The following is an 11,797-nucleotide window of genomic DNA, read 5'->3' on the forward strand; positions in this document are numbered from 1 at the left end:
AACAAAATATTAATACAGTTAAAAATACACTTTTAAATAATTAAATATTTGTTAATTTAAATAGTGCTAAAATTGTGATAAAGGGTAAAAAGGAGTTTGAATGCTATCTTTTGTTGAAGTGATGGAGAGAGTAAAAGATATTTTATCGCGCGAGCTTGGAGAAAAAAAAGTTTATGATAAAGATGTGGCTGCTGCTCTTGGGATCTCTAAAGAGCACTTTTCTATGATGAAAAAAAGAGGAAGACTTCCTCTAGAGGAGCTTATAACCTTTTGTGCTAAAAGAAATATAAGTATAAACTGGCTTTTGTTTGATCAAAGTCCCGAATCTTTGTGTGAACCTACTCAGAAATTTGCCTATATAAGATATTTTAAAGATATAAACGCAAGTGCTGGTGGCGGTGCTATTAACTATGAAGAGGAGGCTCAAAAGCTCTATCTTGATAGGGAATTAGAAGAGTTTTTAGGAAAAGAGAATATTAAAAATATAGAGGCTCTAAATCTCATAGGAGACTCTATGGAGCCTCTTTTGAAAGATGGAAGCATAGTTTTTATAGATAAAAGTAAAAGAGATATTAAAAAAGGGGGTATTTTCGTTTTGGCGACAAATGCCGGAGTTTTTATAAAAAGAGTGATCTTAAAAACTGATGGTAGTATTGAATTGATATCCGAAAATAGTCTTTATCCAAAAGAGACTTTGGCTTTTGATGAGGTTAAAATAATTGGAAAAGTTATAGGGAGTTTAGAAAAGATATAAGAAACTATTAAGATTTTAATAAAGTGTGAAAAGAAGTTTTCATCGAAGTTGTTGATTTATAAAAAATTCGATAAAATGAAAATATTATGAAAACATATATAAAATATCTATCTTTTAATATTTTGATAGTGTTTGGCTTAGGCTTTATTCAGCATTATATTATTTTTCCTCCTTTTTATTTGCACTATTATTATTACATAATTCCCGTTTTAATTGCTGCTATTTTAGCTATTTTCCCGACACTGTTGGAAGAGAGAGCTAAATTTTGCGAAGAGCGACTAAAAAGGCTGAAAAAGAAAAGCTCTAAAACCGATTTAAAAAAAATAGAAAAAAATTTAGAGCTTATTAACAAAGCAAAATACGATTCTTTAACAAAAGCTATGAACAAAGGCTCATTCAATGAGATAATAGGCTATAAGATTATAGAGTCAAAACATTTTAAAACTCCACTTTCTATAATTATATTTGATATCGATTTTTTCAAAAAGATAAACGATACCTACGGACATCCTGTAGGAGATAAAGTTTTGTCTGAACTTGCTGATGTTATCAGAGAAAATATAAGAAAATCAGAAAACTTTGTAAGATGGGGAGGGGAAGAGTTTATAATACTTTTGCAAAATACCTCTTTATATAACGCCAAAATGGTTGCAGAAAAGTTAAGGCAAGTTTTGGAAAATCACAGATTTAATAAGGTTGGGAAAGTAACTTGCAGTTTTGGGGTTACTCAACTAAAAAATGATGATACTATTGAGACGTTTATTAGCAGGGTCGATAGAGCTCTTTACAATGCAAAAGAGAGAGGAAGAAACAGAGTCGAGGTGTTAAAATAAAAAGAGTTATAGTTTATGGAGATATTCACGGTTGTTTAGAGGAGTTTTTGGCACTTAGGAAAAAGATAGATATAAAAAAAGATGATATAGAAATAAGTGTGGGCGATTTTATAGCAAAAGGTCCTTATTCGCTTGATACACTAAGATTTTTGGAAAAGAGAAAAATTTTATGTGTACGAGGAAACCATGAAGATAAGTTTATCAGGTATAAACTTCATTATGATGAGGAGAAACGAAGCGGGAAGAAAAATCCTATGAAACTAGAAGAAGAGGAAAAGAAGTTTTTTTTCTCTTTGAAAGAAGAGGATTTTAGATTTTTAAGCTCTACAAAATTTTATTTAAAAATAGGCTCCTTAACGGTTGTTCATGCCGGTATTACCAATAAAATCTTTTTAAGTAGAGCAACAAAAAAAGCTTACACACAGGTAATGAGAGTGAGGTTTGTAGATGAAAAGGGAGACTTTGTCACTTTAGATGAAACAGATAAAAAAGGGTGTTGTTACTGGAGCGAGGTTTATGATAACCACGAAGGATTCATAGTATATGGACATCAGCCATTTTTAAAACCAAAAATAGATAGATTTAGTATAGGGATAGATACCGGTGCTGTTTACGGTAACTTCTTGAGTGCAGTGGTTTTTGATATGGATGAGGATGTAAACATATCTTCATATAGATTCTATTTTCAAAAATCCAAAAAAGCTTACGTAAAAAGAAAAAAGTCTTGGTTGCAATGAAGTTTTTAGCTGATGTTCATCTAGGCGGTATGACAAAATACTTAAGAGCCTTGGGTTTTGATACTCTCTATTTTAGCAACATAGAAGATAATAAGATTATTGAAATTGCAAAAAGTGAAGATAGAATCGTATTGACAAAAGATAGAGCGCTTTGTGAAAGATTGAAAGGTAGATGCTATCTTGTAAAATCTAAAAAAACTATAGAGCAGATAAAAGAGATAGCAAAAAGATTTAAACTGAAAAATGATGCAAGCCCTTTTACAAGATGTTTAAAAGATAACACTATATTAGAAAATGTGGATAAAAGTGAGATTTTAGACAGACTGCCTCTTAAAGTAAAAAAGTTTTATACAAGTTTTAAAATATGTCCAGTGTGTAAACGTATCTATTGGCTAGGAAGTCATTATGAGAGAATGAAAAGGGTGTTGGACTCTATACTTATTTGAGATAGATATTTTTATAGATCTGTTCTAGATCGAAATTTTTAAGTTCTTCTTCCATACCCATTAAAAAAGGTATGAGTTCGAAAAAGATATAGCCTAGATGAAGCATAGGCAAAAAGATGATAAGTAGATATTTAAATGTTTTGGGTTTGTGGTGTTCTTTTATCCACTTAATGGCACTTTTTGTTCCGTTTAGTGCAAGGATGGATTCAAAACTGATTATAAATCCCCACACTATATATGTTAAAATTGTGCCAAATATAAAAAGGTAGTAGATATACTCTAACATTTCCAATCCTTTTTTTTATTGTAACATTTTTTCTTGAAAGGAATAGATGCGCTACTTTTTTTTAATTTTTTTTCTTATGTTTTTCGGATGCTCCTTTAAAAAACCGGTTGGATACTCTACATATCTTATCACAATTAAAAGTAAAAATATGAGATTTAGCGATATAGGTTATATCAAAAGATATGATAATGGCTCGTTGGAAATGGAGGTTTACAGTGCGGGTACTGCTTTGATAAAACTAAAAGTTGATGGGAAAGTGTGTAGTGAAGAGGGTTGCCTTTCTAAAGAGAGCTTTAACAAAAAATATTTTAGTAGAGAGTATCCTCCAGAACTATTTAAGAGAGTTCTTTTGGGTAAACCTATATTTGATTCTAAAAATTTGATTAAAAAAGGAGATGGATTTGAGCAAACAATTTACAAAAAAAATAGTTTCGATATAATCTATAAAGTAAATAATGAGCTAATCTATTTTAAAGACAGATTTAATAAAATTTTGATAAAAGTGAAAAAAATTGAGTAGTTTAAAGAGACTATTTGTCAATTTTAACTAAAAACAAGGATACGAATGATAAATAAAAAATTTGTAGGAGCACATGTGAGTGCAAGTGGCGGTGTGTTTAATGCACCAAAAAATGCGAAGGAGATAGGAGCTAAAGCTTTTGCACTCTTTACAAAAAATCAGAGACAGTGGAAGGCAAAGCCCTTAGATTCTAAAACTATAGATCTTTTTCATAAAAATTTAGAAGATTCAAGTATCGAGCCAAAACATATCCTGCCACATGATAGCTATCTTATAAACTTGGGACATCCAGAACCCCAAAAGAGAGATAAGAGTTTAGAAGCCTTCATCGATGAGGTTAACAGATGTTCACTTTTGGGTTTGGATAAACTAAATTTTCATCCTGGAAGCCATTTGAAAAAAATAAGCGAGGAGGAGTGTTTAGACCTTATAGCTGACTCCATAAACAAAACTTTGGATGTTACCAAAGGGGTAACTTTGGTTATTGAAAATACGGCAGGACAAGGAAGCAATCTTGGCTATAAGTTTGAGCATCTAGCATATCTTATAGATAAATGCGAAGATAAAAGCAGGATAGGTGTTTGTCTGGATACGGCACACCTTTTTGGTGCCGGATACGATATTAGAGATGAAGAGTCATATAAAAAGACAATGGATGAATTTGACAAAATAGTAGGATTTGAGTATTTAAAAGGTATGCATATAAACGATTCAAAAGCTAAACTAGGTAGCAGGGTGGATAGACACCACTCTTTAGGTAAAGGCGAAATAGGACTTGAGGCTTTCAGACTTATTATGAATGATGAGAGACTTGAGGATATTCCTTTGATTTTAGAGACTATTGACGATACTATATGGGATAAAGAGATAGAGCTTCTATATAGCATGTGTGGGGAGTGTGTTCAGTGAAGTTTCTAGTAGATTTTATCGAATCTAAAGATATAACTAAAAGCAAAATTTTTCCACAGTTAAAATGCAGTGAAGAGGAAGCGGAAATTTTGCGATATATTACGAAAAAATATATATCGGGAACTGAAGAGATAAACGTACTCGATATTTTATTGGATCTCTATGAAGAGGAGGATTATGAGTATCTTAAAAAACTTCCTCTTATCAAAAATCTTTTGGATTTTGGATGGGTAGTTTTTGGTAGCTTTTCCAATCTTAAAACAAATGAGAACACAAACCTAGAACTTTTGCACTCAAATATAGTTTTAAGTGTTCCTTTTCTAAAACTTCTAGAAGAAGGAAGTTTAGATCTTGTTCTTCCGGAAATAAAACCTTATACCGATCATCTTGAGTATCTTCAAGATCAATTTTTTAGGATAGATTTATATCAAAAGTTGGCATCTTCAAAACAGAATTTCAATATTAACTCTCCAAATATCAACAGGCTAAAAAACAAACTCAAGCTTTTGGAAAAAAGAATTGAAGAGAGACTTAAAGTAACAGAACAAGAGATAGAGATAGAAAAGTTTTTTAAAGAGTATGAACTAAATGAAAAAGAGAGAATCATCTTTTTGGCACTTTTGAAAGAGGAGTATGCTGCTAGTGAAGGTGCGCTTAGAGATATGAATATGCTTATAGATCTTGTAAGTTTTGATGAGTATGAAAGAATCGAAAACAGAGTTTTGCTTGAAGAGGGCTCAAAACTTATAGAGGAGAGAATCATCGATTATGATGAGATGCTTACTCCTTTTGGAGGAATCAGCAGATCTTTTTTCATACTTGAAGATATTTTGCAAAGAATCATACATCCAGGAAAGAAGAAAAAGAGCAAAAAACTAAAACTAAATATGCTTATAAAAGAGCAAGATATTTTCGAACTTATAGAGCCAAAAACTACTTTAGAGGATGTGGTGTTGCATCCAGAAACAAGAAAGACTCTTAACTCTTTATTGAAACAGATGGATAAAAAAGTTGCAAGCAGACTAAAAGAGTGGGGTATCAAGCCTAAAAAGAAAGGAATAGATGCTAGAATCATCTTTTATGGCCCTCCGGGAACAGGTAAAACGATGACGGCTCTTTCTTTAGCAAAATCTTTGAAAAAATCTGTTTTGAGTTTTGATTGCTCTAAAATTTTATCTATGTATGTTGGTGAGAGCGAAAAAAATGTTAGAAAGATTTTTGATACATATACAGAACTAAGCGAAAAGGCAAAAACCGAGCCTGTTTTGTTACTAAATGAAGCAGACCAGTTTCTTAGTGCAAGAAGTTCTAGTCCGGGTAGTAGTGCTGATAAGATGCACAATCAGATGCAAAATATTTTTTTAGAACAGATAGAAAAGTTTGAAGGCGTGCTTATAGCCACTACAAATCTTTTAGAGACGATAGATCAAGCTTTTTCGAGAAGATTCAACTACAAAATTGAGTTTAAAAAACCAACATATGAAGAGCGAATCCAACTTTGGAATAAGATGCTTCCAAAAAATGCTAAGTTTGAAGAGGGGTTTTATGTAAAGAGACTTGCTGAGTTTGAACTTACCGGTGGCCAGATTAACCTAATCGTAAAAAATACCGCTTATAAGGTAGCGGTAAAAGATGAACCTGTTTTCACAATGGAAGATTTTATAGAGGAGATTAAAAAAGAGAGAGCCTCTACGTTTGATAATGAAAAATCAATGGGATTTTTAAAATAGATCCGTTATTTGAAAACCCGATTTATATTAGATTTACTGATATCTTTAATAATATAAATTGATTATAATCATATTGACAATAAGTTATACTATCTGTTTCTATTGGAAACAAATAAAATCTTATGTTTGTCAATTTGAAAATATCAAATTGCTTTTAAAAATTTTCTGATATAGTTGCAATTAGAATGAATATAAGTGTGGAGTGGAAAGTTAACGGCGGCGAGAATCACTCTTGTTGTTGGTTAAATTCGTTGCTTACGCATATAAAAAGGAGTAGTTATGATGAGTCATATGGATGTGGCACATCCCTATTTTGGTGCATTTTTACTGTTTGTAATTACTGCGGTAGCTTTTATCGCCACTACCACGGCTGCAAGATTTGTCAGTAGAAGTCTTGCTAGACTAGATACTGAAAAACTCAAAGCTGCAATTTATGAATGCGGCCCTGAAGTTACCAAACAGCCAAATAGAATATCTGCACAGTTTTATCTAATCGCTCTTTTGTTTATTCTTTTTGATGTGGAAATAATATTTATGTTTCCTTGGGCGATTGACTTTAAGATTCTAGGATGGTTTGGTTTTGCTGAAATGATTTTATTTATACTCTTATTGGCTATAGGTTTTATATATGCATGGAGGAAAGGAGCTCTTGAATGGCACAGCATCAAGTAAATTACGCTGCAAGCGGCGGTTTGCCGGTTGCTTTGACTACTGTAGACAAAATTGTAAACTGGGGAAGATCGAACTCTTTGTGGGCTTTAACTTATGGTTTGGCTTGCTGCGCTATTGAGATGATGGCATCAGGTGCGAGTAGATACGATTTTGATAGATTTGGAGTTATATTTAGAGCAAGTCCAAGACAAGCAGATGTGATGATTGTTGCGGGAACACTTACCAAAAAGCATGCTGAATTTATTAGAAGACTTTATGATCAGATGGCGGAGCCCAAGTGGGTTATCTCTATGGGAAGTTGTGCCAATACAGGTGGAATGTTTAACACTTATGCGACAGTTCAAGGTGTAGATAGGGTTATTCCTGTAGATCTATATTTGCCAGGATGTGCTCCAAGACCGGAGACGTTGCAGTATGCTGTAATGCTTTTGCAAAAAAAGATTAGAAAACAGTCTATTTTCCAAAAACAAAAACCAAAAAGGTTGGTATGATGAGACCTTATAGACCCAAAGATAATGTTCAGAAAAAGGCCTACTATACTGATAGATTTTGGATAGCGCCAAGAATTCCTGAAGAAGATGTTTCTCAAGATAAAGTATATGCTGTGGATCTTGAAAAGATAAAAGCAAAATTCGATATTAAAAAGGCTTATATCCAAAGAGGGCAGCTTGTTATCATAATAGATCCTTCTATTAACAAAGAACTGCTTTTCTTTTTAAGAGATGAGCTTGGATATGATATGCTCATAGAGCTTAGTGCTATCGACTATCTTGCTCAAGATGGTGAGTTTGAAGTCTTTTATCAGCTGCTCTCTTTAAGCAAAAGAAAGAGACTAAGAGTAAAATGTAGAATCAAAGAGGATGAAGCGATAGAGAGTGTAAATCCGGTCTTTAGAAGTGCAGACTGGAGTGAGAGAGAGATGTATGATATGTTTGGTATTAAAGTCAACAATCACCCATACTTTAAAAGAATACTTATGCCTGATGACTGGGTTGGATATCCTCTTAGAAAAACATATCCTCTACATGGTGACGAAGCAGCACAATGGTATGAGATAGATAAGATTTTTGGAAAAGAGTATAGAGAGATAGTAGGACCAGAAATTAGAGATGCGGCGTGGATAGATAAAACCGATACTGAACAGTTTGCAAGATACGGCCATGAAGTACCAAAAGGTGCGCCATACGATAGCGAGCCTGTGAAGATAGATTCTTTTAACGAAGATGCACCGCTTGTGGAGACATTTGATCTTAAAAAATCGAAAATTGTTGATAGAGATAGATAGGAGCCTATAAATGCAGCAAAGAAATAGATTAGAACCTTTTTTTGAGAACCTGGTTTTTGATAGAGATGATAACACTATGGTTGTCAACTTTGGTCCTCAGCACCCTTCAGCACACGGTCAGTTAAGGCTAATACTAGAGCTTGACGGAGAGCAAGTAGTAAAAGCTGTGCCTGATATCGGCTATCTTCACAGAGGTATGGAGAAGATGGCTGAAAATATGATATATAACGAATTTTTACCGACAACTGACAGGATGGACTATATAGCCGCAACATCTAATAACTACGCATTTGCCTTTGCTGTTGAAAGGTTGTTGGGTATAGAGAATGAGATTCCAAGAAGAGCAAAGGTTATAAGAACAATACTGCTTGAGTTAAACAGAATCATATCGCACCTTTTCTGGCTCGCTACACATGCACTTGATGTTGGTGCTATGAGTGTCTTTTTGTACTGTTTCAGAGAGCGTGAATATGCGATGGATTTGATGGAAGATTATTGTGGTGCTAGACTTACGCACAGTGCAGTAAGAATAGGTGGGGTGCCGTTAGATCTTCCAAAAGGTTGGCTAGAGAAACTATCTGTGTTTTTAAACAACCTTCCAAGTCAAATAGAACTGTATGAAGGTTTGCTTGATAAAAACAGAATCTGGAGAATGAGACTCGAAAATGTAGGCGTAATCCCACCTGAGATGGCAAAAAGCTGGGGATGTAGTGGCATTATGCTAAGAGGTAGCGGAATTGAGTGGGATATAAGAAAAGAGGAACCTTATGAACTTTATGATGAGCTTGATTTTGATATTCCGGTAAGTGACAGATGTGATAGTTATGGAAGGTATAAGCTTTATATGGAAGAGATGAGACAAAGTATCAAAATTATAAGACAACTTATACCGATGTATAAAGAGACGGGGCCAGAGTTGATGGCGAAGGTTCCTCAATACATTTCTGCATCCAAAGAAGATATTATGACTCAAAACTACTCTTTGATGCAGCATTTTGTTCTAGTTACCCAAGGAATGAGACCGCCTGTTGGAGAAGTTTATGTTCCAACTGAGTCTCCTAAAGGAGAGTTGGGATTTTTTATAAGAAGCGAAGGAGAGCCATATCCATACAGGCTTAAAATTAGAGCACCAAGTTTTTGGCATACCGGAATATTGCAAGATTTACTTCCGGGACACTATTTGGCTGACGTAGTAACTATTATAGGTTCTACAAACATTGTTTTCGGAGAAATTGACAGATAAGCAGGGAAGGTGAAAAGGTGGGAAGGTGAGAAGGTAAAAATAAGTCCTTCACTCCTTCACTCCTTTACTCCTTTACCCTTTAAAAAAGGATGAAAATGGTTAGATATGATTTGAGACATTTAAAAGACAACTTTTATGATCGAATGATGGAACTTTTGGAAAATGAAGTTAAGCCTGGAGAGGTAGCGATATTTTTATTTGAAATTGGTGATTTTTCTCCGATCCAAAAAAGTGCTGATTTAGTAAAAGAGGCTGGTCACGAACTTCTAAATTCACTTAAGTTCAATCAGGTAGATTGGACTATAGTGGTTAGAAGAAAAGCGTAAAGAGGGTGAGAAAGTGAGCAAAGTCTATTTTTCATGTTGGCGAGATGAATTTATCGACAACAGAGGCAAGCCTATAGAAGAGTGGGCAGAATCATCATACAATTTTCCCGTTAATTACAATATAGATATAAACTCTAAAGCATTTATAGGATGGGATGGATTTGCACTCTTTGATGAGAATGTAGATGTAGTTAGGCTTGCTACGGAGTATGCTAAGCAGTATCAGATCTATTCCGAAGCATGTGGAAGATGTGCGCCTGGAAGATGGGGAGGCAGAATTCTTTATGATCTATTTGATAAGATAGCCAGAGGCGAAGGTGAAAAGAGTGATGTTGAACACTTAAAAGAGGTTTCTAGAACAATGATGGAAACCAGTAAATGTGAAATAGGTAGAACTGTCCCAAGACCACTTTTGTCTATTTTAGAATATTTTGAAGATGATATAAATAGTTTGATAGAAAATAAAAAACCTTCCCCTCATTACAATGAAGATATAAACTATATTGCTAAAGTTACAGCACCATGTATGGATGCTTGTCCTGCACATGTGGATATTCCTGCATACATTGAAGGTGTAAGAGATTTAAGATTTGACGATAGCTTGCAGGCAACAAGAAAGACTATGCCTCTTGCTCATACTTGTGGACGTGTTTGTCCTCATCCATGTGAAGATGCGTGCAGAAGGGCCAACCTTGATGAACCAATCTCTATTATGGAGCTTAAAAGGATCGGTGCAGATTTTGAAGATAATCATGGACTTTTCTGGCTCCATCCTAAAGAACAAAAACCTTTGAATGGCAAAAAAGTAGCGATTATAGGGGCAGGCCCTGCAGGTTTAACAGGTGCTTATTATTTGGCACTAGAAGGTGTGGCCTGTGATATATATGAAGAACTCCCTGTCCTTGGTGGTGAAGTTGCCGTTGGAGTTCCAGAATACAGAATGCCCGTTGGAAAATATAACAAAGATATAGAAGCGGTTGCATCTTTGAATGGCGTAAAGTTTATAACCGGTAAAAGAGTAACTGCCGATGATATGAGAAGATTTGAAAAAGAGTATGATGCAATACTAGTAGCAACGGGTACAAGAATATCTAAAAAAGTTAGAGCAAAAAATGAAAGAGAAGAGATTAAAGGCTATTGGGGAGCTATTAACTTTTTGGACTGCGTAAATTTGTACGTTAAATATGGGATTCCGGTACCAAAAGAGATACAAGAACAGCAGATGCTCGATAAAGATTATGTGGATTTGACCGGAAAAACAGTTGTTTGTGTAGGCGGTGGTTTTACATCTATGGATGTTGTTAGATGTGCAGTTAGAGCTAATGCAAAAAAGGTCATTATGCTCTATCGCCGGGATGAAGCAACGATTATTAGAAATACTACTTACGAAGAGTATCATGAAGCGGTAGAAGAGGGTGTAGAGTTTATTTTCTACTCAGCTGTTGAAGAGATTATAACAGACGAAAATGATAGACTCAAAAAGCTTAAAGTAAATAGATTTGAGTTGGTTCCAGATCCTAACGGAGGAAGACCGCAGCTTGTTAAGATTGAAGGTGCGGATTTTGAGATAGAGTGCGATTATCTTATACCTGCAGTTAGTCAAAGTGCCGATCTTTCGCATCTTCCTGAAGAGTGGGAGATCGAACTTACTAGTTGGGGAACTATAAAAACGGATGGGAAAACATATATGAGTTCAAGAAAAGGCGTATTTGCAGCAGGAGACTGCGAATATGGACCAATGACCATAGTTAATGCTGTAGGTCAGGCTAAAAGAGCTGCTTCCGTTATGAGTAGATATGTACAAACTGGAGAAGTAACTTTGACAGATGAAGAGATTATGGAAGATCATCTAAGAAATCTAAAAGTTTATGATAAAAAAGAGAAAATTACTGGTTGGCTTCCTGGGCTTCCAAGAGTAGTTAGTGAAAAACTAACTGTTCAAGAGAGAAAAGATAACAATAAAGAGGTCAATTTAGGTTTTACCCAGGAAGAAGCTATTGCGGAAGCTGAAAGATGTATGAGATGTTATTATATTGCTATGGTAGCTATTTAGGGG

The 11,797-nt window shown here is 34.6% G+C and carries 14 protein-coding genes; 13 read left to right on the plus strand and 1 reads right to left on the minus strand.

The genetic code is table 11. The annotated features are described in order from the left end of the window. Nucleotides 1–100 precede the first annotated feature (100 nt). The 4 genes from NIL_RS01110 to NIL_RS01125 all read left to right on the plus strand — a co-directional run bounded on the left by NIL_RS01110 (nt 101) and on the right by NIL_RS01125 (nt 2,770). Nucleotides 101–754: a LexA family transcriptional regulator gene (locus NIL_RS01110; protein WP_187647818.1), complete on the plus strand. Its 654-nt coding sequence runs from the start codon at nt 101–103 to the stop codon at nt 752–754. Between the two features lie 86 nt (nt 755–840). Beyond that, on the plus strand, nt 841–1,587 hold the full coding sequence (locus NIL_RS01115) for a GGDEF domain-containing protein (protein ID WP_187647819.1): 747 nt from the start codon (nt 841–843) through the stop codon (nt 1,585–1,587). Nucleotides 1,588–1,595: 8 nt separating this feature from the next. Then, nucleotides 1,596–2,324, plus strand: coding sequence for a metallophosphoesterase (locus NIL_RS01120; protein WP_281389211.1), 729 nt, complete (start codon nt 1,596–1,598; stop codon nt 2,322–2,324). Further along, nucleotides 2,321–2,770 (plus strand): DUF5615 family PIN-like protein, encoded by a 450-nt coding sequence (locus NIL_RS01125; protein WP_187647820.1) that lies wholly within the window; start codon nt 2,321–2,323, stop codon nt 2,768–2,770. The genes NIL_RS01120 and NIL_RS01125 overlap by 4 nt, the downstream gene beginning before the upstream one ends. On the opposite strand, the gene NIL_RS01130 is transcribed toward NIL_RS01125, so the two are convergent. Next, entirely contained in the window at nt 2,763–3,056 is a 294-nt protein-coding gene (locus NIL_RS01130) for a hypothetical protein (protein ID WP_187647821.1), read from the minus strand. The two genes, NIL_RS01125 and NIL_RS01130, sit on opposite strands and share 8 nt — an antisense overlap. A gap of 46 nt (nt 3,057–3,102) precedes the next feature. On the opposite strand from NIL_RS01130, the gene NIL_RS01135 reads away from it, so the two are divergent. The 9 genes from NIL_RS01135 to NIL_RS01175 all read left to right on the plus strand — a co-directional run bounded on the left by NIL_RS01135 (nt 3,103) and on the right by NIL_RS01175 (nt 11,794). Further along, a complete protein-coding gene (locus NIL_RS01135) occupies nt 3,103–3,576 on the plus strand; it encodes a hypothetical protein (RefSeq protein WP_187647822.1) in 474 nt (157 codons plus the stop codon). A 45-nt stretch (nt 3,577–3,621) separates the two neighbouring features. Then, nucleotides 3,622–4,485: a deoxyribonuclease IV gene (gene nfo, locus NIL_RS01140; RefSeq protein ID WP_187647823.1), complete on the plus strand. Its 864-nt coding sequence runs from the start codon at nt 3,622–3,624 to the stop codon at nt 4,483–4,485. Then, nucleotides 4,482–6,215, plus strand: a complete 1,734-nt coding sequence (locus NIL_RS01145) for an ATP-binding protein (RefSeq protein WP_187647824.1) — start codon at nt 4,482–4,484, stop codon at nt 6,213–6,215. The genes nfo and NIL_RS01145 overlap by 4 nt, the downstream gene beginning before the upstream one ends. 282 nt (nt 6,216–6,497) lie before the next feature. Next, nucleotides 6,498–6,887 (plus strand): NAD(P)H-quinone oxidoreductase subunit 3, encoded by a 390-nt coding sequence (locus tag NIL_RS01150; protein ID WP_187648534.1) that lies wholly within the window; start codon nt 6,498–6,500, stop codon nt 6,885–6,887. After that, nucleotides 6,869–7,378: a NuoB/complex I 20 kDa subunit family protein gene (locus tag NIL_RS01155; protein ID WP_187647825.1), complete on the plus strand. Its 510-nt coding sequence runs from the start codon at nt 6,869–6,871 to the stop codon at nt 7,376–7,378. The genes NIL_RS01150 and NIL_RS01155 overlap by 19 nt, the downstream gene beginning before the upstream one ends. Continuing rightward, a complete protein-coding gene (locus tag NIL_RS01160; protein ID WP_187647826.1) occupies nt 7,378–8,172 on the plus strand; it encodes an NADH-quinone oxidoreductase subunit C in 795 nt (264 codons plus the stop codon). The genes NIL_RS01155 and NIL_RS01160 overlap by 1 nt, the downstream gene beginning before the upstream one ends. A gap of 10 nt (nt 8,173–8,182) precedes the next feature. Beyond that, nucleotides 8,183–9,415, plus strand: coding sequence for an NADH dehydrogenase (quinone) subunit D (gene nuoD, locus NIL_RS01165; protein WP_187647827.1), 1,233 nt, complete (start codon nt 8,183–8,185; stop codon nt 9,413–9,415). 95 nt (nt 9,416–9,510) lie between these two features. Further along, on the plus strand, nt 9,511–9,741 hold the full coding sequence (locus tag NIL_RS01170) for an NADH-ubiquinone oxidoreductase subunit E family protein (protein WP_187647828.1): 231 nt from the start codon (nt 9,511–9,513) through the stop codon (nt 9,739–9,741). Nucleotides 9,742–9,754: 13 nt separating this feature from the next. Next, nucleotides 9,755–11,794: an FAD-dependent oxidoreductase gene (locus tag NIL_RS01175; protein ID WP_187647829.1), complete on the plus strand. Its 2,040-nt coding sequence runs from the start codon at nt 9,755–9,757 to the stop codon at nt 11,792–11,794. The last annotated feature ends 3 nt before the right edge of the window (nt 11,795–11,797 follow it).

This window comes from Nitrosophilus labii (assembly GCF_014466985.1).
In the GTDB taxonomy this organism is placed as follows: Bacteria; Campylobacterota; Campylobacteria; order Campylobacterales; family Nitratiruptoraceae; genus Nitrosophilus_A; species Nitrosophilus_A labii.

Coding starts and splice junctions, on each gene's coding strand:
- NIL_RS01160 (WP_187647826.1), top strand. CDS start 7,378: ATGAGACCTTATAGACCCAAAGATAATGTTCAGAAAAAGGCCTACTAT.
- NIL_RS01110 (WP_187647818.1), top strand. CDS start 101: ATGCTATCTTTTGTTGAAGTGATGGAGAGAGTAAAAGATATTTTATCG.
- NIL_RS01130 (WP_187647821.1), bottom strand. CDS start 3,056: ATGTTAGAGTATATCTACTACCTTTTTATATTTGGCACAATTTTAACA.
- NIL_RS01170 (WP_187647828.1), top strand. CDS start 9,511: ATGGTTAGATATGATTTGAGACATTTAAAAGACAACTTTTATGATCGA.
- NIL_RS01115 (WP_187647819.1), top strand. CDS start 841: ATGAAAACATATATAAAATATCTATCTTTTAATATTTTGATAGTGTTT.
- nfo (WP_187647823.1), top strand. CDS start 3,622: ATGATAAATAAAAAATTTGTAGGAGCACATGTGAGTGCAAGTGGCGGT.
- NIL_RS01150 (WP_187648534.1), top strand. CDS start 6,498: ATGAGTCATATGGATGTGGCACATCCCTATTTTGGTGCATTTTTACTG.
- NIL_RS01155 (WP_187647825.1), top strand. CDS start 6,869: ATGGCACAGCATCAAGTAAATTACGCTGCAAGCGGCGGTTTGCCGGTT.
- nuoD (WP_187647827.1), top strand. CDS start 8,183: ATGCAGCAAAGAAATAGATTAGAACCTTTTTTTGAGAACCTGGTTTTT.
- NIL_RS01135 (WP_187647822.1), top strand. CDS start 3,103: ATGCGCTACTTTTTTTTAATTTTTTTTCTTATGTTTTTCGGATGCTCC.
- NIL_RS01125 (WP_187647820.1), top strand. CDS start 2,321: ATGAAGTTTTTAGCTGATGTTCATCTAGGCGGTATGACAAAATACTTA.